This window comes from Stenotrophomonas sp. CCNWLW162 (genome assembly GCF_037203745.1).
In the GTDB taxonomy this organism is placed as follows: Bacteria; Pseudomonadota; Gammaproteobacteria; order Xanthomonadales; family Xanthomonadaceae; genus Stenotrophomonas; species Stenotrophomonas maltophilia_AQ.
The window spans coordinates 465,290-487,676 of the sequence record NZ_JBBCBL010000003.1; the positions used below are offsets into that span (position 1 = coordinate 465,290).

Here is a 22,387-nt window from a genome sequence, read left to right on the forward strand (position 1 = left end):
TTCGGCTGGATTGTTGCCTGAGCCGAGCGTGGGCTCGGCTCTACAACGACCTGCGCAGCAGGCGCGGCACCAGCATCAGCGCGTGCGCCCAGATCGCGCCCCACACCGCCACGCGTACCGGCAGCGAACGCTGCCTGGCCTCGAACTTCTGGAAATAGCGCCACAGGCCCTTGTGCTTGTGCCACTCGACGAAGAACGGACGTGAGCGGCTGGATACGCCGCGCACGTGGGTGACCTGCAGATCGTTGGCGATCGCCACCACTGCGCCGGCCTCGCGGGCACGACGGCACAGGTCCAGGTCTTCGGCATGCAGGCGGTAACCAGCGTCCCAGCCACCGATACGGTCGAACAGTGCGCGCGACATCATCAGCAAGGCACCGGACAACGCCGGTACCCGCTGCAGTGCCTGCTGCGGGTCACGGGGAACGGCCAGTTTCGAGCCTTTGCCCGGCGAGCGCAGCATCAACAGGAAATCCGGGTCGCGGCGGCGCACGGCCTCATCGGCGTGGCCATGCTCATCCAGCTGTTCGACACCGAGCAGGCAGTCACCGAGCGCGTCGGCGCGGCTGCGCAATCCGGCCAGCGTTTCCGGTTCGACCATCAGGTCCGGATTGATGAAGGCCAGCCACGGGCTGCCCGAATCGGCCACGCCCTGGTTGTTGGCGGCGGCGAAGCCGGGATTGTCCGGATTACCGATGAAGCGCACACGCGGGTCATGGCTGGCGTGTCGCTGCACGATCTCCAGCGTGCCATCCACCGAACCATTGTCGATCACCCGGATCTCGGCCACGTCCTGCGCTTGGCGCAGCCGTGAGAGGCAGGCATCGATGGTGCTGCCGCTCTGGTAGGTGACGACGATGGCGGCAATGGCAACATTCAAGCGTGAGGCTCCGGCGCGGATGACGGGACGAACAGGTCACCCTGCTCGGCCGGTATTATCGCCTGCTGCATGCGCTGCTGCAGATCGGCGCGCATCCCGTGCAACGGATCGTGCATCAGGAAATCGGCCAGCCGCGGCACCCAGGCCGGCCAGCGCGCGGCCAGCGCTTCAAGATCGCCATCGCGGCTGATGGCCTCCCCTGCGCGGCCGACGAAGGCTGTTTCGCACAGGACATTGCGCCAGCCCAGCCCGGCCATGCGCAGGCTCAGGTCGACCAGCGCCGCGTTCCACCCCGCATAACTCTCCACGTCCAGGCCACCGGCGCGGCGACGCGCGTTGCCGCGCACCAGTACCGCGTGGGTGACTGCCGAGGGCAGCTCCGGATGCAGCACTGGCAGCGTGGCACAGGCGTGTGCCAGCAGCGCCGGGTCCTCCGGCTCGGGATTGATTTCGCCCAATCGCGGCCACGCGGCGGTTTCGCCGGCATTGCACCACGGTGTTGCGGTGGCGATGGCGGCATCGCGGGCGAAGGCGTCCTGCAGCTGCTGCAGCCAGCCGGGTGCGGGCACGCTGTCCGGCGCCAGCACGGCCACGTCCAGGCCCTCGCAGGCGCGCAGCATCTCATCCAGATGGGCGACCTCGCCCAGCGGCCGCGCGCGGCGGGTGTATTCGGCCTGCAACGGCGTATGCGCCAACCAGTGCTCCACCACCGCCTGCGCACGCGGCCCGGTCTGCGCGTCATCGGCCAGCCAGACCGCGGTTCCCGGCGCGGTGCCGGCATCCAGCGCGGCCAGGCAGCGGTCGAGCGCAGCATCGTCCACGCACAGCGGCAACAACACGATCGCCCCCATCCCGCCTCCGTGGTTGTCGGTGGACACAGCCTAGCACTGGGAGGGTATCGGCCGGGTTGCACCCGGCGCCCGCTTCAGGCCGGAGCAACAGCAACAGCCGAAGCAAAGGCTGGGTTCCTGTGGGATGGCGGGGTGGGTTGGCAGGACCGTTGGCGCCATGGATGGCGCCATCGAGCCCCCAGGGACGGGTTTACGGCGTGTCCTGACAACCCACACCGCCCCGCCATCCCGCAGAAACCCGCTATTGCTGTTGCTGTTGCTGTTGCTCCAGCTCTGGCCTCTGCGGTTGCCGGGCGCAGCCCGGCCGTAAACCCCTTACTTCTTTGCGCGCGGCTGGTTCAGCGGTTCCATCGCGCGGAAGCGCTGGCTGTACTCGTCGGTCAGGTTGCGCGCTTCCTGGCTGTTGCGGACGATGCTCGGCGTCAGCAGCACGATCACTTCAGAACGACGGCTGGTGCGGGTCTTCTGCCCGAACAGCGCGCCCACCACCGGAATCCGGCTCAGGCCTGGAATGCCGCTGCTGCCATCGGTGGCCGTATCGGTGATCAGGCCGGCCAGCATGATGGTGTCACCGCTCTGCACCGCCGCTTCGGTCGACAGCTTCTTGGTGGAGATGCGCGGGTTGCAGTTGCGCTCGGTCGGGTTGCAGTTCTCCGGCACGTCGGAAGCGCTGCTCACTTCCTGCACGATGTCGAGGAACACCGTGCCGTCGCGGGTCACCCGCGGGCGTACCTTGAGGATCACGCCGGTGTCGATGTACTGCACCGAGCTGTAGCTGCTGGTGCCGATGCCGGTGTTCACCGTGGTGGTGTTGATCGGCACCTTGTCGCCCACGTTGAGCGTGGCTTCGGCGTTGTTGCGCACGAACACCGAAGGGGTCTGCAGCAGGCGTACATCGGTGACCTTGTCCAGCGCGCTCACCACCGCTGCGCCATTGTGGCCGGTGAACGCCCAACCAGCGCCTTCGGCACCGGTCACCGCGCCCGCGAAGGTGCTCCACGAACCGCCGGCGGCCGGCGGCAGCGTCAGCGCACCCAGCGCGCCGCCCAGTGCACGCCCGGCTACGGCGTTGTCGAAGAACCAGTTCACGCCGTACTTCAGGTCGCCGGTCAGTGCGACTTCGGCCACCTGCGCTTCGATGTGCACCTGCAGCGGCATCACGTCCAGCTTCTCGATCACCTCGCGGATCGAGCGCCAGGCCTGCGGGCTCGAACGGACCAGCAGGGTGTTGGTCTCTTCCACCGCCGACACGCCGACACGGTCGCCCTCCACTTCCAGGCTGACGCTGACGTTGCCGGCCTGGCGCTGCGGCAGGTTCATGCTGCCGTTGCCGGTACCACTGGAACCACTACCTGACGTCGAACCGAAGTTGCTGCTGTTGTTGCTGTCCATGCCACGATCACCATCGCTGCCCAACTGCGACGGAATCGCGCCGGGCGCCAATGAGCCGGAGCTGGAGCCGCCGCGGTTGCCGCTGCTGGCGAAGGCTTCACTGAGGCGTTCGGCGAGGTCGCGTGCCTTGATGTAGCGCAGCTCATAGGAGAACAGGCGGGCGCTGCCACCGGCGGTATCGATGCGATCCAGCCATTGCTGGATCTGGTCCAGGTAACGCACCTGCGGGGTGATCACCAGCACCGCGTTGGCGTTCTCAAGCGGCAGGAAGCGGAACATGCCGGCGCTGGGGGTCTTGCTCTCTTCACCGAACACCTTTTCCAGATCGGCTGCAACCTGCTCGGCCTTGCCCGACTGGATCGGGAACACGCCCACCGACATGCCCGACAACCAGTCGACGTCGAAGATCTCGACGGTGCGCATGTAGTTTTCCAGCTCGGCGCGGGTGCCACCAAGGGTGATCACGTTGCGGCCGCTGTCGACGTTGACGATGGCGTTGGGGCGCGCGTACGGCTCCAGCACCTTCTTCATTTCAGTTGCGGAGATGAACTGCAGCGGGATCACCCGGACCTCGAAACCGCGTGCGCTGGCCGCCGGCGCCGTACTTGGTGCGACAGTGCCGGCCAATGCCTGGTCGGCAGCCACGATGTTGTAGCGACCACCGCTGTACACCATGCGTGCGTTGTTCCAGCCCAGCACCATCTCCAGCAGGTTCAGCGCCTGTGCCGGCGACACCGGCTTCGGCGTGGCCAGGGTGACCGTGCCCTGCACGCCCGGTGCGATCACGTAGTTCTGCCCGAGCATGTCACCGAGGATGGCCTTGACCACCGCGTGCACCGATTCCCCCTCGAAGTTGAAGGTGGCCTCACCGGTACTGGCCCCGTGCAGTGCCGGCGCCGGCGCGCGCGCGGCTTCGCGGTTGATCATGGTGCCGGTGCCGCGGCGGATGACCGCCTGGGGCGCGCCCTGGCTGTCACGGGCGGCATCGGCAGCCACTTCCGCCGCCTGGCCGGCATCGGTCGTGGACGTCAGGTTGCCTTTGCGCTGCACGTGCGGCGCGGACACCGTGCTGCAGCCAACCAGCAGCGCGAGGGCAAAGGACCAGGGAAGGAAACGCAGGTTCATGCATTCACTCTATCGGTTGGTGCCATCGCCCGGGGGCGGCGACGGTTGTTGCTGCTGTTGTTGCTGCAGCTGGCGGCGGCGGGCCTGGATGCGTTCGCGGATGGCCTGCATCTGCGCTTCGCTGGGACCGTTGGTGTTGGCGGGAGGCGTAGTGGCCGCCGGTGTGGCCGCCGGTGCTGCGCTCCCACCTGGCGGCTGCTGTGCCGTTGCTGCAGCGGCAAGCGGTGGCGGCGGAGCACCTGCCGGGGGCGGCACAATGATTCCACCCGCCGGCGGTGCACCGTTGGCGCCGCGCAGCACGGTGGGCGGCTCACCGCCCTGACCGTTGAACACCGCCAGCTCCAGCACCTGGTTGCCACCGGGACCGATCACGGTAGCCTGGCGTGGCGCCAGCGCGACCAGCTGCCAGCCATCAACGGCCTCACCATTGAGGCGCAGGCGCAGCGAGCGGTTCTGTTCGGTAGTGAACGTGGCCATGCCGAAATCGCCAGTCAGCAGCACGCCGGTCAGGCGCAATGCGGCGCTGGCAGCGGGCTCGCTGCCACCAAGCAGATAGGGCTTTGGCTTGCGGTCCTCGGCGAACAACGGGCGCTCGCCGATCGCGCTGTAGCTGTCCGCACTGGCCATGCGTTCGGCGGCAAGCGACGGCAGGCCGGGCAGTGACGGCGCCGCATCGGCATTGCCATCGGCGCCCGGCAACTGGCTGCCGAGGCCGAAGCCGGTGGCCAGCCAGACTGCTGCCGCCCAGCCCGCCAGGGCCAGCAGGAAACCGGTGCGCAGGCTGATCTGCTCAAGTTTCATCGGCCACCTCCTGTCCCTCGGCCGGTGCATCCGGTACCGGTGCAGCCACCGGTGCCGATGCAGGCGGCTGCGGGGTGCCGGCCGGCCCGGTTGCGGGTGTTGGCGTGGCCCCTTCGGCCGCAGCGCCCGGCAGCAGATAGCCGGCCAGTTCGAAGGACACATCCAGGCCCAGCCCGGATTCGTTCGGCGATTGCTGGAAACGCTGTGCGATCAGGTTGAGGTTGTCGACGAACAGGCGCGGGCTGCCGGTTTCCAGGCTGTGCAGCACGGTGGCCAGTTCGGCCACGCCGCAACGCAGGCGTACCTGCATGGCGACGCGCACGAACTCGGCATCGCGACGGTTGTCGGTCAGCGGCGTACGGTTGCTGATGGTGCAGCTGCGGTTACCCGGGCTGGCCATCGCCACGGCATCCTGCAGCTTGCCACCCAGCGCGGCGGCGGCGGCTTCGGCGGTGGCTTCGCGCAGGAAGCCCGGCCGCTGCTGCAACGCTTCGCGGGTAGCGCGCAGGCGCTGTTCGATCTGCGGCTGCTGCTGCAGCTGCGCCTGTACACGCTGCTCGCGCTCGCGCAGGGCCGCGACATCGGCATCGATCTCACGCAGCGGCTGGGTGAACCAGGGGTGCACCAGCAACAGATAGGCCAGGCCGAGCACTGCCAGCAGCAGTGCCAGTGCCAGCCAGCGGTCACGGCGCGCGCTTGGCATCGGCATCGGCCGCCTCCCCTTCCGGAGCCGCAGCCGCCATCGGCTGCAGTTCAGCGGTCATGGTGAAACGGTCACGGCCACTGGCCGCACCGTCGGCCTGCAGCACGCCGGTCAGGTTGACCTTGCGCCACTGCGGCGCATCCTGCAGCAGCTGCACCAGCTGCGAGGCCTCGCGGCTGAGCCCGATCAGCTGCAGGTTGTTGTTCTCGATGGCCAGTTTTTCCAGGTAGGTGCCCTCCGGCAGGCGCCGGGTCAGTTCATTCCAGATTTCCACCGTGCCGGCGCGCTGGCTGCGCTGCTTTTCGAGGAACGCGGCACCGTCGATCAGCGCCTGCAGCTGCGCACGTTCGCTGGCCACGCCACGCGCATTGCGCGCGCTGCGTTCAACCTGGGCACGCAGTTCATCGGCGGCGGCGCGGCGGTTGTCGAGCAGCTGCAGGGCGGCCAGCACCAGCATCACCAGCGCGGCCAGGGCCAGCAGCAGGTTCCAGCGCCGCATCGGGTCCGGTCGCAGCTGGCGCTGCGCGGGCGGCAGCAGATTCACGTGCAGCGGATTGCCCTGCGCATCAATCGCGTCGACGGCGGCCAACGTATCGGCCCACTCGCCCACGCTGCCACGCCAGGCCTCCAGCTGGCGCAGCGGCCAGGCGATCAGTTCAACCTGCAACTGGCCTTCACCGGCGCTGCCCAGTTCACGCACGTCATAGCTGACCTGGCTGGATTCGAACGGTGTCTGCCGGTCGATCTCGAAGCCGACCACCGCGCGCAGGCGGTCGGCCGCCGCCGCCGGCAAGCGCAAATGGCGACGCAGCACTTCGCTGGCCGGCAACAGCCACACCCGCGGCAGGCTGCGCAGGCGCGGCTCCAGAACGCGGTCCAGTTCGGCCGGCGACAACGGCCACGGCAAGGTCGCCACCGCTTCGCGGCGTTCGCCGGCCTCACGCCAGACCTGCAGCTGGTCACCCTCGCGCAGCAGCAGCAGGCGCGCTTGTGCCCAACCCAGCGCCCACTGCCAACGTGCCGGCACCCACGCCAGCAGCGATTGCCGCCACCAGCGCAGGAAGCGGCCAGCGCCCGGGCCGATCCGGCCCTGAACCTGCCGCAGACTGTCCTGCCAAGCCGTCATCTTGCTGTCATTCCCTGCTCCCAGCGAAGCACTGTGTAGGACCGCCCGGGAACCCCGCCCGAGCCATTGCGAACCACTGCCTGCAACACCGACCGGCGTCCACTGCCGTCGATGACACGGGACTCGATACTATAGGTGCCACTGCTGCTGGCAAGCGTTGTCGCACCCGCAGCGGTATCGGCATCACGCTCCTGCTGGGCGCGCTGGGCCAGCACGGTGTCGGCATCCAGCCCCAATGCGGTCAGCACCGGTGCGCTGGCGAACTGCGGATCCGGGCGTGCCTGGCGGCTGTACAGGGTCAGGTGCGGCAGCATCTTCTGGTACAACGGCCCGGGCATGCCGAGCACCCGCTGCAGTTCGCCCAGGGTCTCGAAACGCTTGTTGCGCGGGCCATACGGCAACCCGGCCGCGGCATAGTCGGGCGCCTCGGCACCGCCACCGGGCTGCAGCAGACTGTCCTCGTCGCGCCAGTCGACGATGGCACCGGCCAGCTGCCGTGCGGCTCCTTCGTCTTCGCCCAGCGCCTTGAGGAAAGCGGTCAGCAGAGCCACATCGGCCAGATTCAGGTTGATCTTGCCGTTCTCGTCCAGCACCTTGATCTCGATGCTGGCGTCATCGAACGTCCAGCGATAGGTACGGCCATCGGCCCGCCACGGGGCCCGCTGCGGATCGGCGGACAGGCGCATCAGCGCGTATTCCAGGCCGGCCCGTGCACGCTCCTGGCCGCGCGCGTCGTCATCCAGCACCCGCTGCTGCAGGTGCTCGACCCGCGCGCTCAGTGCAAAGGCGCCGACCAGTGCAGTCATCAACGCGATCAGCCACAACACCAGCACCAGCGCGGCGCCACCCTGCCGGTTCATCGCGCACCTCCGCTGCCACCGGCACGCGGTGCGACCACCAGCACCGGCCAGGGCGCGCCCTTGGCCGGCACGATCTGTACCTCCACCAGCATCGGCAGGCGCCGCGTATCGTCCCAGCGCGGCAGCCAATCGGTCACCTGGCCGGTGCTGGCGTCAATGCCGCGATAGCGCAGTTGCACCGACTTCAGGCCGTCCACCAGCACTTCCGGTGGACGCGGCGGCGTTTCTGCGATGCGCTCGCCCTCCTGCAGCAGCACCAGGTCCAGCAGCAGGCGCTGCTGGCCACTGCGGCCGTCCACCTGCAACGCGTGCAGGTACGGTCCGCCGCGGCCGAGATAGCCGGGCAGGTCGGCGGCGAACAACATGCGCTGTTCTTCGCCCTGGAAGAAGATCGGCTCACGGGTGGGGTCGGGTACTTCCAGCGGTGTGCGCAGCGCGCCGGCCAGCTGACGCCGCAGCAGCGCCTGCACCGCGCGCATGCGTTCGCTCTCGGCAGCGATCTGCTCGCCGCGCTGGCTGACCGCCATCGCCGAGCGCACGCTGGCGAATGCCAGGGCCAGGCCGCCGGCCAGCAGCACCGTGGCCAGCATCACCTCGATCAGGGTGAAACCCGCAGCGCGCCGTTTCATCGCGCGCTCTCCAGATCCGGCGGCAACAGGCGCAGGCTGCGCCAGCGCAGCTGTTCGCGCTCGCTGTCACCCCAGCGCACCTGCAGCTGCAGCTCGGCCAGCCAGGGCGCACCCGGCGACTGTGACTGCACCACGCTACCTGCACGCGGCTCCACCCACGGCTGCACCTGCAGTTCCCAGTGATAGCGGCCCTGCTCCCAGTCGCCCTGCTGGCGGCCGACCTGCAGCGGCGTGGCGACTCCAGTCTCGGCCAGCAGCGACTGCGCATGCAGCACCGCGCGCGTGCGCAGCCCGGCCTCGCGTACCTGCTTCGCACCACCGGACAGGCTGCCCAGCAGCAGCGTCAGCGCCAACCCGAGCAGGGCGAAGGCGATGATCACTTCCAGCAGGGTGAAGCCACGCGCACGCCGCTTCATTGCGCCCGCCATGGGCCGGAGCGCACTTCGCCGGTCAGCCAGCCAACATCGATGCGCCACTCGGCACCGTCGCGCTGCAGGCGGATGCGGCCGCCACTGGAACCACCATCAGGATGGAACTCGATCACGCCCTGCCCCGGTGCGGTGGCCAGCTGCGCGGCGCCTTCGAACTGCACCTGCAGCTGCGCAGGCACTTCACCCTGGCGTTGATTGGCACCTTCCCAGCGGCGTCGCGCCGGTTCAATCACGAAGCGCTGCGGTTCACCCCGGGTGATCGCCTGCGCGCGTACCACCCGCAGCTGGTTGGCGATGTCCTTGCCGGCACTGCGCAGTTGCATGCCGGCAAAGCCACGTGACAGGCCGGCAGCAGTGATCAGGCCGATCGCTGCAATCAGCGCGATCACCAGCAGCATTTCCAGCAGCGACAGGCCCGCTGCGCGCCTGCCGTGCAGGCGCGGGCGAGGCAGCCGGCGCGGCAGGAAATACGTCATGCAGGATCAAGGCTGGTAGCGGATGTCGGCGTCGACGCTGCTGCCGCCGGCCTTGCCATCCTTGCCGAGGCTGATCAGCTCGTACGGCTGGCCTTCACCCGGCGCACGGTATTCCAGCGCGTGGCCCCACGGATCGTTCAGGTCAGCCGGCTTGGCATACGGACCCAGCCAGCCGCCGACGCCCGCCGGTGCGGTCACCAGATCGTTGAGCGAGCCAGGCAGCTTGCCGGTATCGATCTGGTAGTTGTCGACCTTGGACGCGACGGTCTGCACCTGCGCCTTGGCGATGTTGGCCTTGCCGCGATCGGCGCCGCCCAGCACGCGGCTCGCGACCAGGGTCAGCACCGCACCGATCAGCACGATGACGATGATGATTTCCAGCAGGCTCATGCCTGACTGGTTGCGCGCGGCGGTGAAGGAAAGGCGGATCGGTCGACGGGAAGCAATCATGGTCGGTCCTTTCAGTTACGAAGTGTCGGGGTTGCGTAGGAATCCATCGTCAACCGATGGCATTGGTCAGGTCGTACAGCGGCACCAGCACGGCCACGATCACCGCACCGACCACCGAGGCCAGCACCAGAGTGATCGCCGGCACCATCGCTGCCAGCAGGCGGTCGATGCGGCGGGCACTGTCCTGTTCGAAGGTATCGGCCGCCTTCAGCAGCATGGTATCGAGTGCGCCGGATTCCTCGCCCACCTGGATCATCTGCAGGGCCAGCCGCGGGAACCGCTTGCCGCGCGACAGCGCCAGCGACAGGCCGGCGCCGTTCTTCACTTCATCCGCGGCGGCCTCGACATCGGCGGCCAGCGCGCGGTTGCCCAGCACGTTGCGGGCGATGCCCAGCGCGCCCAGCAATGGCACGCCGTTGCGCAACAGGGTACCCAGCGTGCGTGCCAGCCGTGCGGTTTCCAGTTCGCCCAGCAGTCGGCCGATGCCGCGCCGCTGCAGCAGCCAGCCATCCAGCGCCAGGCGGAACACCGGTTGCCGCGCCTTGCGTTCGAAGAACAGCGCCAGCACGGCGGGCACCACCAGCAGCAGCACCCACCAGTCGCGCACGAACAGGCCCAACTGCAGCACCGCGTTGGTGAACCACGGCAGCGCCACGTCCAGGCTCTCGTACATCTGCGCGAACTGCGGCACCACATAGCCGAGCAGGAACAGCAGTGCACCGCCCACCACCACCAGCAGGATGGCCGGGTACACCAGCGCGTTGATCACCTTGCCCTGCAGCGCACGGCTGCGTTCAAGGTAGTCAGCCAGCCGCTGCAGGGTGTCGTGCAGGCTGCCACCCGCCTCGCCGGCGCGCACCATGTTCACGTACAAGCGCGAGAACAGCCCGTGCTGACGCTCCAGCGCAGTGGACAGCGGCGCACCACCGCGCACCACGTCGCGGATGTCGGTGATCGCACGCCGCGAACGTTCGTCTTCCGGCAGGCCGAGCAGGATCGACAGCGCGCGGTCGAGTGGCTGGCCGGCACCGAGCAGTGTCGCCAGCTGCTGGGTGAACTGCAGCAGTGCCGCGCCCTGCAGCGGGCGTTGGCGGAACAGGTTGCGCCAGGTGCTGCCGCCGATCGCCCCGCCGTCAGCCAGCTGCGTCTCCATCGGAAGGTGGCCCTGGTCCTGCAGGCGCGCGACCAGCTCGGCCTCGCTGGCCGCTTCCATCTGCCCGTCGAAGATCTCGCCGTGCGTGTTGAGCGCCTTGTAGCGGTAGTTCGGCATGTCAGCCCCTGCGTCCTGCGCGCATCAGCTTTCCTCGGTCACGCGCAGCACTTCCTCGATGGTCGTCTGCCCGCTCAGCGCCTTGGACAGGCCATCCTCGTACATGGTGCGCATGCCGGCCTCGCGGGCGATGCGCTCGATCTCGCCCATGCCATCACGGCGCATCACCGCACGCCGCAGCGCGTCGTTCATCACCAGGAATTCCATGATGGTGGTACGTCCCAGGTAGCCGGTCGGTGCCAGCGCCGAGGGCTTCGGGCGGTACAGGTGGATCGGCCCCTGCGGCTGCAGGCGGCGCAGTTCGAAGCGTTCGATCTCCTCCGGCGAGGCTTCGTAGCGTTCGGCGTGGGTCGGTTCCAGCCGGCGCACCAAGCGCTGGGCGAGGATGCCGTTGATGGTGGAGGTGAGCAGATAGTCTTCCACGCCCATGTCGAGCAGGCGGGTGATGCCGCCGGCCGCATTGTTGGTATGCAGGGTGGACAGCACCAGGTGGCCGGTCAGCGCCGACTGGATCGCGATGCGCGCGGTTTCCAGGTCGCGCATTTCGCCGATCATGATGATGTCCGGGTCCTGCCGCACGATGCTGCGCAGGGCATTGGCGAAGTCCAGCCCGATCTGCGGCTTGGCCTGGATCTGGTTGATACCCTCGATCTGGTACTCGACCGGGTCTTCGACCGTGATGATCTTGACGTCGGCAGTGTTCAGCTGGCTCAGCGCGGTATAGAGCGTGGTGGTCTTGCCCGAACCGGTCGGGCCGGTCACCAGCAGGATGCCGTGCGGCTGTTCCAGCACCTTGCGGAACTGCGGCAGGAAGGCGTCGGTGAAGCCGAGGCGGTGGAAATCGAACACCACCGTTTCGCGGTCGAGCAGGCGCATCACCACGCTTTCGCCGTGCGCGGTCGGCACGGTACTGACGCGCAGGTCCAGTTCCTTGCCCTGCACGCGCAGCATGATGCGGCCATCCTGCGGCAGGCGGCGCTCGGCGATGTTGAGCCGGGCCATGATCTTGATGCGACTGATCACCGCCGCGGTGAGGTTGGCCGGCGGGCTTTCGCCCTCCACCAGCACGCCATCGACGCGGTAACGGACCTTCAACCGGCTTTCGAACGGTTCGACATGGATGTCCGAGGCGCGCAGCTCCACCGCGCGCTGTATCACCAGGTTGACCAGGCGGATCACCGGCGCTTCCGAGGCAAGGTCGCGCAGGTGCTCGATGTCATCCACCGCACCGCCCTCGCCATCGGCGGTCTCGACAATCGCGCCCATCGCACTACGGCCCTGGCCGAACCAGCGCTCGACCAGATCATCGATCTCGGCGCGCATGCCCAGCACTGGCGTCACCGGTACGCCCAATGCCAGCTGCACGGCCTGCTGCGGATAGGGATCGTGGGCATCGGCCAGCCACAGCCGCACGCCCTGTTCATCAAGCGCCAACGGGCACACATGGAACTGCTTGAGGAAGCGCAGCGACAGCGGCAGGCCCTCGGCCAGCCCCTGTGGCGGCGCCTCGGGCAGCTGCTTGCCTTCCAGCAGCGGCAGCCCCAGCACCTCGGCGCTGGCCTGCGCCTGGTCACGTTCGGAGACCAGCCCCAGCCGCACCAGCAGGCCGAGCAGGCTGCCACCGGCTTCGGCGTGCAGCGGCCGCGCCCGTGCCAGGTCGCCTTCCTTCAGCCGGCCACGCGCCAGCAACGCATCCAGGATGCGACCTTCGGCGGTGTCGGCAGCGGTTGCAGCAAGCGCGTTCACATGACTCTCCTGTCAATCGGTTCGACTTTAGCAGTTAAGCCATGATTTCCGCCGCCCCTCCGCCACCTTTCGTAAAAAGACGAAGCCCGTCACATGGGATGACGGGCTTCGGCCATTCAACTACGACAGTTCAAGCTTACTGCGTGGCGAGAATGCTCACCCCGCTGTAGGCCGCTTCACCCACCACCTTGATGTAGTAGGTGGTCGCCACCGGCTTGGTCACCCGCACTGTCTCGGAGGTGCCCGGACGGGTCGACTTGGCATCATTGTCGCTGGCACTGGGCTCACGGCCTTCAGCCACGTAGACCGAAACGTTGCCGGTGCCACCGTAGGTGATCACGCTGAACTGCTTGCCGGCAGCCGCTTCGAAGCTGTAGAGCCTGCTGCTGCCGGCTGCACCTGACAGGCCACCGATGGCCGCCTTGTTGGTCAGTGGCGTGGCCACCGGCCCGCAGTTCTCGGTGCATGGTTCTTCCAGTGCCTTGGCCAGCGCGGCCTTGGCATCGAGGATGCCGGTACCGATCGGGGTGGCCGCCGGAATGGCGACCGGGAACGGACGCGCGGTTTCCTTCAGCAGGGTCCGCATCGCCGCCGGGGTCAGCGGATCCTTGCCCTTGGCGATCAGCGCGCTCTGCACCAGTGCGGCAACGGCTGCCACATGCGGCGAGGCCATCGAGGTACCGCCCATGCCCATGTAGCCCGGCGTGCCCGATTCCGGCGTGGTCGCCGCATTGGAGCCGGTCTGCCAGATGTAGCCACCGGGATTGCCATCGACGCTGCCGCCACCGCCCGGGCCGGAAAGATCCACGCGGGTACCGTAGTTGGAGTAGTAGGTGATGCCGCCGGTGATGCGGGTGGCACCCACGGTCACCACGCCTTCGCAGCTGGCCGGCTGGTACTTGGACGCGTTGTCGGTTTCATTGCCGGCGGCCACCACCACCGTGGTACCGCGCGAGATGGCGCCGTTGATGGCGTCCTGGTAGGTGCTGGCACAGGCGCCACCGCCGCCCAGGCTCATGTTGATGATCTCGGCCGGATTGGTGTTGGCCGGGATGCCGGTCACCGTGCCACCCGATGCCCAGACCACCGCATCGGCGATGTCGGACAGGTAGCCGCCACACTTGCCCAGCACGCGCACCGGCAGCACCTTGGCCTTGTAGGCGACACCGGCCATGCCGACGCCGTTGTTGGTCTGCTCGGCCACGGTGCCAGCAACGTGCGTGCCGTGCCAGGAACTGTCCTCGGCCAGCGAGCCGTCATAGCACTCGTTGTCGTTCTCGACCCAATCACCGTAATCCTGCGCACCCGGCACGCGATCGTTGGTCGGGCGCCGCGAGGTCTCCGCATCGCTGATGAAGTCGTAACCCTCCAGCAGGTTGCCGACCAGGTCCGGATGCTGCGGCAGGATGCCGGTATCGATCACCGCCACCACGATGCCCTCGCCCTGCGAGACATCCCACGCCGCCGGTGCGTTGATGCCACCGACGGCGTTGTGCAGGTGCCACTGGTTCTGCTGGTAGAAGGGATCGTTCGGCACCAGCGCCGGCTGTACGTTGCCGGCACGCAGTTCGGTGCGGCGCAGCTTCACGTCGGCTTCGGCGTACTGCACCGACGGGTCGGCCTTCAGTTCCTTCAGCACGCGCTGCAGTTCGGCCGGGGCCAGGCGGCCCTGCACGCGGATCAGGTCCGCACCGGTAGCGAGCTTGCGTACCACCTGCGGGCCAAGGGTACTGGCACGTGAGGTACCGCCGGACAGGCTGGCCCGGGTCAGCGCCGACTGCACGGTGGACAGCTTCGCCGAGCGGTCGGTGGCGGCAGCAGCGCCGGCCCGGTACTTGACGATGATGCGCTCAGCACCCGGTTGGGCGGTGCTGGCCTGGCGCACCGGCTCACGGGTCGGCAGGCCGGCGGCGTGGACGGCACCGACGGCCGTCATCGACAGCACGGCGGCGGCAAGCACATTGATGCGAAGGTTCTGCTTCTTGATCACGTCGAAATTCCTCTTCTGGGTCATGGTTCGAACCAACACTGCGGCCATCATTCCTTGACGACTCCCGGCCGGCCCAGCCGGGATTGCCGTGACCTCCCCCCAGGCCCTCACTGCAGGTGCTGCGCCGGCGTGGGTGGCCGCCGGCGCGATGGAATGGCTTACCAGCCGAAACCGGCACCGACGCCGACCGAGCTGTCGTCACTGCTGAAGGCACCGCCGAGGGTGACCGTGGCGCGATCGCTGATCGCACGCTGGTAGCCCAGCGACAACGCCGATTCGCCGCCCTGGAAACCGATGCCGACGCCGACCCGGTTCTGGGTACGGATACCGGCAGCACTGGTGGCCATGTTGAGCATTGCAGCGCTCATCGCACCCTGGCGGTCGATGCGGCGATCCATGTGGCGCAGGCGTCCGTCGATCTCGCCCTTGAACACATCGAAGCTGTCGGTGACAGCCTGGACGCGGCTGTCGGTGTAGCTGTTGGCCGTGGCCATGCCACGATCAAGCTGGCCCTTGTTGACCGCATCGGTAGCCGTGGTACCGGCCGCAACGTTGGTGACCTGGCGTTCGTTGCCCTCGCTGCCCACCGACACCGTGTTGGCCCGATCGGCGACCGAGCCCTGTCCCAGCGCCACGGCATTGGCGGCACTGGCATTCGCCCCCTGGCCGATGGCAGTGGACGAGGCACCGCTGGCGACGGCGCCATCCCCCATGGCGACGGCATTGAGGCCGCTCGCCGGGGTGCCGACCGGAATGCCGGCACCTGCTGCGGCGGCCGTCGGCGTGCCCTGCACGCGTGCGGTGCTGGCCGCTGCCGCATCCGCCGTCACAGGGGCATCGGCGGTGCTGGCCAACGAAGTGTCATCCAGCGAGGCGCTCATCGCGCGCAGGCTGGACGCACCGGCACGCGTGCCACCGGCGCTGCGGCGGTCGATCTCGCTGACCTTGCGGTCGAGTGCGCCCAGTGCATCGCCGACGTTGCTGTAGGTAGCACCCTGGATCACATAGTTCGGCGCCACGAACACACCCTGCATGCCGACACTGGCACCACCGCCGAGGAAGCTGGCGGCATCGCTGAGCGACTGGAACAACTGGCCGCCGTTGATCGCCTGCCGGCTGCCTGCCGCAATGCTGCCGGCACCGACGTTGTCGATGGTGGTGCCCTGGAAGCCGGACAGGGTCAGGCGATCACGGCTGGCGTCGTCGTAGCCCACCGCGCTGGCCGCCGTGGTTTCAACGGTGGCGATGCGCGAATCGAAATCACCGACGCGGGTTTCCACTGCGCCCACGCGCTGGTTGGTGACGTTGAGCTGCGAACCGGTGATCGCATCGGTGCTGCCGGCGGCGATGCGGCCATCGGCCACATTGACGATGCGGCGCGTGGCCGGACCATCGGTGCCGTTGCCACCACCGACCGACACCACGTTGGCATCGAGCGCTCGCGAACCCGCGCCGAGCGCGACCGAGTTGGCACCCGTTGCACCGGCACTGGTACCCAGCGCCAATGCACCGTTGCCGATGGCCAGCGCATTGGCACCCAGCGCGTTGCTGCGTGCACCACTGGCGCTGGCTGCCGAACCGATGGCTGCGGCGTCGGTACCGCTGGCGCTGGCCGTGCCGTTGCCGGTGGCCTTGACGTAGCGCGCCGTGCCGTCTGCGGTGGCGGCAACGGCATCCAGCTGGCCACGGTTGACCGCATCGGTACGCTCGGTACCGGCGGCGACACGGGTGATCTGGCGATCGCTGCTGGCACTGCCAACCGACACGGTGTTGGCACGGTCGGCAACCGAACCAGCACCCAGCGCGACGCTGCCGGCAGCGCTGGCATTGGCGCTGACACCGACCGCTGTCGCATTGGCGCCGGTGGCCTTGCTGCCATAACCGACGGCGGTGCCAAGACGGCCGCTGGCATCGGCGTAGCTGCCAATGGCCGACGCGCCGTCAGCCGAAGCACTGGCGCGGAAACCATTGGCCTGCGACTGCGTGCCGCTGGCGGTGGCCTGCGCACCGCTGGCGGTGCTGTAGGCGCCCTTGGCCTGGGCGCCGGCACCGGTGGCGCTGGCACCCAGCTCACTGGCACTGGCGCCACTGCCGAGGGCGACGCTGTCGACACCGCTGGCCTGCGCCGTGTTGCCCAGTGCAGCGGCATTGTTGCCGGTAGCCAGCGCATCGAAGCCCACCGCGGTGGCATTGGCCGCCATCGCGTTGGCTCCGCTGCCCAGTGCGGTGGCGCCGTTGCCGATGGCGTTGGCCGCATTACCGGCAGCCAGTGCGTTGTCACCATCCACCAGTGCACCGGCCTCGCCATCGGCATTGCCGCTGGCCTGGAACTGGCGGCTGGTCTTGTCGGCGACACTGGCCACTGCATCCAGCTGGCCCTTGTTCACCGCATCGGTGGCTTCGCTGCCTGCTGCGACATGGGTCACCTGGCGCTCGCTACCGGTCTTGCCGACAGCCACGGTGTTGTCACGGTCAGCCTTGGAACCGGCGCCCAGCGCGACGCTGTTGCTGCCATTGGCGGTGGCGTTGGCACCCAGTGCGGTGGCGCTGCCGCCTGCCGCCCACGAGTTCCAGCCGATCGCCGTGGCGTAGTCTTCGGTGGCCCAGGCGCCTGCGCCGAATGCTGCCGCACCGGTACCACTGGCACGCGACGGGATCAGGCCGAAGAAGGTGCTGCCACCTATCGCCACGCTTTCTTCGCCACTGGCTTCGCTGGACTGACCCACGGCAACGGCGCCGGTACCGGCCGCAGCGGCACCGAAGCCGACTGCCGTGGTGTTGGCACCACTGGCTGCCGAGCCGTAGCCCAATGCCGTGCCGAGCCGACCGCTGGCTTCGGCATAGCCGCCGACGGCGGTGGTGCCATCGGCCGACGCGGCGCTGCGGAAGCCACTGGCCAATGCCTGGGTGCCGCTGGCATTGGCTTCGGCGCCGCTGGCGGTGCTGTACGCACCACTGGCCTGCGCACGCGCGCCGGTGGCACTGGCGCCCAGTTCACTGGCACTGGCGCCACTACCCAGCGCCAGGCTGTCTTCGCCGGTGGCCTGTGCCGTGCTGCCCAGAGCAGCCGCGTTGTTGCCGGTGGCCAGCGCATCGAAGCCTACCGCCGTGGCGTTGGCCGCGATCGCGTTGGCACCACTGCCGAGCGCGGTGGCACCGTTGCCGATGGCATTGGCGGCGTCACCTGCGGCCAGCGCATTGTCACCCTCGACCAGCGCCCCGGTTTCGCCATCGGCATTACCGCTGGCCTGGAACTGCTTGCTGGTCTTTTCCGCCGCAGCGGCCACCGCATCGAGCTGGTTCTTGTTGACCGCGTCGTTGCCCTGGGTGCCGTCGGCCACGTTGGTGATCTGGCGGGTGTTGCCACCGCCGCCCACCGATACGGTGTTGTCCCGGTCTGCAATCGAGTCCGCACCCAGTGCCACGCTGTTGGCACCACGCGATTCGGCGGCGTTGCCCAGTGCGGTGCTGTTGATGCCCCCCGACCAGGCACCACCACCCACCGCAGTGGAGTAGTTGCCCGAGGCCTCGGTGGCCAGCACGCCGAACAGCGAGCCGCCGACGGCGACACTGTTGGTGCCGGTGGCCAGGCTGCCCTGGCCGGTGGCGGTGCTGTAGGCGCCGGACGCTTCCGAGTCGCCACCCACTGCCACGCTGTTGGAACCGGACGCATTGGCGAAATTGCCGAACGCCGTGGCATTGAACGCCGATGCCTGTGCATAGCCACCGATGGCGGTGCTGTAGCCACCGGTGGCTTCGGCACCGATACCGAACGCCGCTGACGCCGTGCCGCTGGCCACGCTTTCGCTACCCACGGCGGTTGCCGCGTCACCGCTGGCATTGCTGAAGTAACCCACAGCTACGGCTTCTTCGCCAGAGGCTTCGGACAGCACGCCGGTAGCGGTACTGCCGGCACCGCTGGCGATGCTGGCCGCACCGAACGCTGCACTCTGCTCGCCGCTGGCCTCGCTTTCCGCACCGTGCGCGGTGGCGTACTCGCCGGTGGCCTGTGCGTTGGCGCCGACGGCGCTGGCATTGGCTGCGCTGGCAAGGGCATTGAAGCCCACCGCCTGCGCATTGTTGGCCAACGCATTGGCGCCGCTGCCCAGCGCAGTGGCGCCATTGCCGATGGCATTGGCCGCATCACCGGCGGCCAGTGCGTTGTCACCGTCCACGAGCGCACCGGCTACGTCATCGCCGTTGCCGCTGGCCTGGAAGAAGCGGCTGGTGGTTGTCGCCGTGGTCGCAACCGCATCCAGCTGCGCCTTGTTCACCGCATCGGTGGCCTGGGTGCCGGCGGCGACGTTGGTGACCTGGCGTTCGTTGCCGGCGCTGCCCACCGACACCGTGCGCGCGCGATTGGCGACCGAACCGGCGCCCAGCGCGACCGTGTTGCTGGCGCTGGCATTGCTGCCGGCACCGAGCGCGATGGCACTTTCACCACCGGCCACCGTATTGGTGCCGATGGCGATGCTGTTGATGCTGTTGCCCAGTGCCTGGAAGCCCAACGCCACGCTGTTGTCGCCATAGCCGAAGGCGCCGCGACCGACAGCGGTGGAGCTGGCACCGTTGGCCCAGCTGTTGTAACCGATGGACGTTGCGCCGCTGCCGCTGGCCCAGGCCGCGTTGCCGAACGCCGACGCGTTGGTGGCAGTCGCCCATGCACCCGAACCGAATGCCGCGGCGCCACTGGCGGTGGCCCAGCTGTATCCACCGACGGCGGTGCTGTCATCGCTGCTGGCGAACGCGCTGTCGCCGACTGCAACCGCATAGCTGCCGGTGGCGCGTGACTTGCCGCCTGCGGCGAAGCTGTTGTCACCACTGGCCTTGGCAGCATTGCCAAATGCGCTGCTGGCAGCCCCGGTGGCCTGTGCGCCGCTGCCGACTGCGGTGGCATCGGCAACGGCGGTGGTGCCGACCTGTTGTGCCTTGCCGTCGGCACCGATGATCGGCTGGTTGAATTCATCATAGGCCTGGCCGAGGCCACCGATGGCAACGCCACCATTGCCGGTGGCAGCACTGTTGCGGCCTACCGCCACACTGTCATCGCCGATGGCCGACGCGGCGGCGCCATGCGCAACGGCGCCGGCACCGATCGCATTGCTCGAGGAACCGACGGCGATGGCGCCCTCGCCATCAGCCAGTGCGCCGGCGTCATTGCCCGCCTCCGGCTGCGCCTGGAAGAAACGAGCGGTGGTGTCGGCGGTGCTGGCCACGGCATCCAGCTGCGCCTTGTTCACCGCATCAGTAGCTTCGCTGCCGGCGGCAACGCTGGTGATCTGCCGCTCGTTGCCGGCACTGCCCACCGCCACGCTGTTGGCGCGCACCGCTTCGGAATTCGCGCCGAGCGCGACGCTGTTGGCGCCGCGTGCGGTGGCGTAGTAGCCCACGGCAGTGCTCTGCGCGCCACTGGCCCAGGTCTGAGCGCCGAGGGCACTGGCGTTCTCGCCCGGTGCATAGGCGAAGTAGCCAACGGCAGTGGCTTCGGCACCGGAGGCCTCGCTCAGGCTGCCGTTGGCCACTGCGCGATCGCCACTGGCAATTGCGCCCGCGCCGACGGCGGTCGCGGCTTCGCCACTGGCCTGGGTCTGCACGAAGAAGCCCAGGCCGGGAATCAGATCGGCCGGGCCGCCGATGGCGACGCTGCTGGTGCCGGTGGCATTGCTCTGCGTACCCAACGCGGTGGAGTAATCACCGATGGCATTGGCCACCGCACCGAACGCCGACGCTTGTGCGCCGGCAGCATAGGCACCCACGCCGTAGGACGACGCGGCAAAACCGCTGGCTTCAGCGCTGGCACCGACGGCAGTGCCACCGACGCCGGCGCTGGTGGCGCCGGTTTCCACCGGTACGCCACCGCTGGTGATCAGCGGGTTGCCGTTGGCGTCCACCGCAGCACCGCCCACGGCAACACTGCCCGGGCCGTTGGCCTGTGCGTTGTTGCCGAACGCTGCACTGTTCTGGCCCGAGGCCAACGCGTTGTTGCCGACGGCGGTGGCGTTCTGCGCGACGGCGCCAGCACCAGCGCCAACTGCAGTAGCACCGTTGCCGATCGCGTTGGCAGCCTCGCCTGCAGCCAGTGCGTCGTCGCCCTCGGCCAGCGCACCGGCATCACTGTTGCTGCTGCCGGTGGCCTGGAAGCGCTTGGCGGTGGCATCGGCCACGGCGGCAACGCCCTTCAACTGGCCGACGTTGACCGCATCGTTATCTTCCGTACCGGCAGCCACGCTGGTGATCTGGCGGGTCAGGCCGTATTCGGCGGCACCGACGGACACGGTATCAACGCGGTCGGCCAGCGAGCCGGCACCGAGCGCCACGCTGCCGGTGGCCACCGCAGCGGAGTTCGAGCCCAGCGCCGTGCTGTATTCACCGACGGCGGTGCTGAATGCACCCACTGCAATCGACGCTTCGTTGGCGGCGGTAGCGCCGCGACCGAGCGCGGTGCTGCCCGGGCCCATCGCAACGGCACCGCCGCCGACGGCCGTCGCACCATCAGCGGTGGCTTCGGACAGTGCACCGAGTGCGGTAGCCGCGCCGTTTTCGCTGGCCGCGGTAGCGCTTGCGCCAACCGCGGTGTCGCCGAGACCGAATGCCGCGGCGCTCTGCCCGACCACGACGCTGGCATCGCCGAGCGCGAGTGCGCCCTGGCCGAAGGCGCTCGCGCCGATGCCAGCGGCGATGGCCTGCGTGCCGACTGCCGTGGTGGCGTTGGCCAGCGACTGTGCGCCGGCACCGGCCGCCAGAGCGCCCTGCCCGTCGATCTTCGCCGCGTCGCTGTCATCGCCAGCGCCGTCGGCCTTGAAATAACGGTTACCGTCTGCGGCGACGTCGGCCAGCGCGGCCTGCGTTGCACGCGCCTGCGCATCGAGCTGCGCCTTGTTCACCGCATCGGTGGCCTGGCTGCCTGCGGCAACATTGGTGATCTGCCGTTCCTTGCCGGTGTCACCGACGGACACGGTGTTTGCACGGGTGGCCTTGGAGCCGGCGCCGAGCGCCACGCTGTTGGCAGCACTGGCGCTGCTGTTGCTGCCGATCGCCACCGCGTTGCTGCCCTTGGCCGTAGCCGTGCCTTCGATCAGGCACTTTTCGAGCAGCTTGCCGCTGAATGCGACGCAGGTGGCGCTGCCGCCGATCTGCACCGACTGTGCCGCAGCGATAGCGCTCATGCCCAATCCCAATACCAGGCCCAGTGCCATCGCCAACCGTGCGGGCGCAGCCTGCGTTGCATCGCGGCGCTGGTCGACGACGCCGCCGCTGCTGCCGGAGGAGGCCAGTTCCGAGGCCACCACCAACTGACCCAATGCTTTGTTCCAGACCTTGCGATAAATCCGATTCATCGGTACGGCTCCTGATTGGACTGGTTTTGGGCAAAGCAACGCCACCGCTGGGCTTTCCGGCCCAACGTCCCCTGGGGGCGCTTATTCGCGTGATTTACTGCGGGGTATTGCCGAACGGCGCGCAGCGACAGAAAACCGAGCGCGTGCGCCAAGCGGTTACTGCGAAATGAATGATTCTGAAACGGGGTTCAAGTGTTAACGGCAACTTTGCAGATCGTCAAGACTTTGACACGGCAAATCCTATTGCCGTGAAGCACATCACTATTTCACCTGTTTATGAAATGATTTTGTTATGCATGCGTGACGATTCCTCGACGCAT

The 22,387-nt window shown here is 68.3% G+C and carries 15 protein-coding genes; all 15 read right to left on the minus strand.

All coding sequences use genetic code 11. From position 1 onward, the window contains the following. Positions 1-40 precede the first annotated feature (40 nt). The 15 genes from V9K93_RS10925 to V9K93_RS10995 all read right to left on the minus strand — a co-directional run bounded on the left by V9K93_RS10925 (position 41) and on the right by V9K93_RS10995 (position 22,067). On the minus strand, positions 41-880 hold the full coding sequence (locus V9K93_RS10925; RefSeq protein WP_046982656.1) for a glycosyltransferase family 2 protein: 840 nt from the start codon (positions 878-880) through the stop codon (positions 41-43). Further along, on the minus strand, positions 877-1,731 hold the full coding sequence (locus V9K93_RS10930) for a glycosyltransferase family 2 protein (protein WP_046982655.1): 855 nt from the start codon (positions 1,729-1,731) through the stop codon (positions 877-879). Before V9K93_RS10930 ends, V9K93_RS10925 begins: the two co-directional genes overlap by 4 nt. Before the next feature lie 315 nt (positions 1,732-2,046). Further along, entirely contained in the window at positions 2,047-4,248 is a 2,202-nt protein-coding gene (gspD, locus tag V9K93_RS10935; RefSeq protein WP_136638596.1) for a type II secretion system secretin GspD, read from the minus strand. Between the two features lie 9 nt (positions 4,249-4,257). Next, positions 4,258-5,049 carry a hypothetical protein gene (locus tag V9K93_RS10940; RefSeq protein ID WP_337302549.1) on the minus strand — a complete coding sequence of 264 codons (792 nt, stop codon included), beginning with the start codon at positions 5,047-5,049 and terminating at the stop codon, positions 4,258-4,260. Continuing rightward, the gene (gene gspM / locus V9K93_RS10945; protein WP_337302627.1) at positions 5,039-5,752 is read right to left on the minus strand and encodes a type II secretion system protein GspM; all 714 of its coding nucleotides are present in this window, start codon (positions 5,750-5,752) and stop codon (positions 5,039-5,041) included. Before gspM ends, V9K93_RS10940 begins: the two co-directional genes overlap by 11 nt. Beyond that, on the minus strand, positions 5,733-6,878 hold the full coding sequence (locus tag V9K93_RS10950; protein ID WP_337302550.1) for a PilN domain-containing protein: 1,146 nt from the start codon (positions 6,876-6,878) through the stop codon (positions 5,733-5,735). Before V9K93_RS10950 ends, gspM begins: the two co-directional genes overlap by 20 nt. Then, entirely contained in the window at positions 6,875-7,738 is an 864-nt protein-coding gene (locus V9K93_RS10955) for a type II secretion system minor pseudopilin (protein WP_004142842.1), read from the minus strand. Before V9K93_RS10955 ends, V9K93_RS10950 begins: the two co-directional genes overlap by 4 nt. After that, entirely contained in the window at positions 7,735-8,367 is a 633-nt protein-coding gene (locus tag V9K93_RS10960) for a type II secretion system protein J (RefSeq protein WP_136638600.1), read from the minus strand. Before V9K93_RS10960 ends, V9K93_RS10955 begins: the two co-directional genes overlap by 4 nt. After that, positions 8,364-8,783 (minus strand): type II secretion system protein XpsI, encoded by a 420-nt coding sequence (gene xpsI / locus V9K93_RS10965; protein ID WP_136638601.1) that lies wholly within the window; start codon positions 8,781-8,783, stop codon positions 8,364-8,366. Before xpsI ends, V9K93_RS10960 begins: the two co-directional genes overlap by 4 nt. Then, positions 8,780-9,274 (minus strand): type II secretion system protein XpsH, encoded by a 495-nt coding sequence (xpsH, locus tag V9K93_RS10970; RefSeq protein ID WP_136638602.1) that lies wholly within the window; start codon positions 9,272-9,274, stop codon positions 8,780-8,782. The genes xpsI and xpsH overlap by 4 nt, the downstream gene beginning before the upstream one ends. 6 nt (positions 9,275-9,280) lie before the next feature. Continuing rightward, positions 9,281-9,724 carry a type II secretion system major pseudopilin GspG gene (gene gspG / locus V9K93_RS10975; RefSeq protein ID WP_004142831.1) on the minus strand — a complete coding sequence of 148 codons (444 nt, stop codon included), beginning with the start codon at positions 9,722-9,724 and terminating at the stop codon, positions 9,281-9,283. A gap of 49 nt (positions 9,725-9,773) precedes the next feature. Beyond that, positions 9,774-10,994, minus strand: coding sequence for a type II secretion system protein XpsF (xpsF, locus tag V9K93_RS10980; protein ID WP_136638603.1), 1,221 nt, complete (start codon positions 10,992-10,994; stop codon positions 9,774-9,776). 24 nt (positions 10,995-11,018) lie between these two features. Next, positions 11,019-12,740, minus strand: a complete 1,722-nt coding sequence (gene gspE, locus V9K93_RS10985) for a type II secretion system ATPase GspE (protein WP_136638604.1) — start codon at positions 12,738-12,740, stop codon at positions 11,019-11,021. Positions 12,741-12,876: 136 nt separating this feature from the next. After that, positions 12,877-14,730: a S8 family peptidase gene (locus V9K93_RS10990; protein WP_295380585.1), complete on the minus strand. Its 1,854-nt coding sequence runs from the start codon at positions 14,728-14,730 to the stop codon at positions 12,877-12,879. A gap of 158 nt (positions 14,731-14,888) precedes the next feature. Continuing rightward, a complete protein-coding gene (locus tag V9K93_RS10995; RefSeq protein WP_337302551.1) occupies positions 14,889-22,067 on the minus strand; it encodes an ESPR-type extended signal peptide-containing protein in 7,179 nt (2,392 codons plus the stop codon). Positions 22,068-22,387 lie beyond the last annotated feature (320 nt).

What these genes read in the sequence shown, in the direction of transcription:
- V9K93_RS10930 (WP_046982655.1), bottom strand. Translation starts at nt 1,731, where the DNA reads ATGGGGGCGATCGTGTTGTTGCCGCTGTGCGTGGACGATGCTGCGCTC.
- gspD (WP_136638596.1), bottom strand. Translation starts at nt 4,248, where the DNA reads ATGAACCTGCGTTTCCTTCCCTGGTCCTTTGCCCTCGCGCTGCTGGTT.
- V9K93_RS10940 (WP_337302549.1), bottom strand. Translation starts at nt 5,049, where the DNA reads ATGAAACTTGAGCAGATCAGCCTGCGCACCGGTTTCCTGCTGGCCCTG.
- gspM (WP_337302627.1), bottom strand. Translation starts at nt 5,752, where the DNA reads ATGCCAAGCGCGCGCCGTGACCGCTGGCTGGCACTGGCACTGCTGCTG.
- V9K93_RS10950 (WP_337302550.1), bottom strand. Translation starts at nt 6,878, where the DNA reads ATGACGGCTTGGCAGGACAGTCTGCGGCAGGTTCAGGGCCGGATCGGC.
- V9K93_RS10955 (WP_004142842.1), bottom strand. Translation starts at nt 7,738, where the DNA reads ATGAACCGGCAGGGTGGCGCCGCGCTGGTGCTGGTGTTGTGGCTGATC.
- V9K93_RS10960 (WP_136638600.1), bottom strand. Translation starts at nt 8,367, where the DNA reads ATGAAACGGCGCGCTGCGGGTTTCACCCTGATCGAGGTGATGCTGGCC.
- xpsI (WP_136638601.1), bottom strand. Translation starts at nt 8,783, where the DNA reads ATGAAGCGGCGTGCGCGTGGCTTCACCCTGCTGGAAGTGATCATCGCC.
- xpsH (WP_136638602.1), bottom strand. Translation starts at nt 9,274, where the DNA reads ATGACGTATTTCCTGCCGCGCCGGCTGCCTCGCCCGCGCCTGCACGGC.
- gspG (WP_004142831.1), bottom strand. Translation starts at nt 9,724, where the DNA reads ATGATTGCTTCCCGTCGACCGATCCGCCTTTCCTTCACCGCCGCGCGC.
- xpsF (WP_136638603.1), bottom strand. Translation starts at nt 10,994, where the DNA reads ATGCCGAACTACCGCTACAAGGCGCTCAACACGCACGGCGAGATCTTC.
- V9K93_RS10995 (WP_337302551.1), bottom strand. Translation starts at nt 22,067, where the DNA reads ATGAATCGGATTTATCGCAAGGTCTGGAACAAAGCATTGGGTCAGTTG.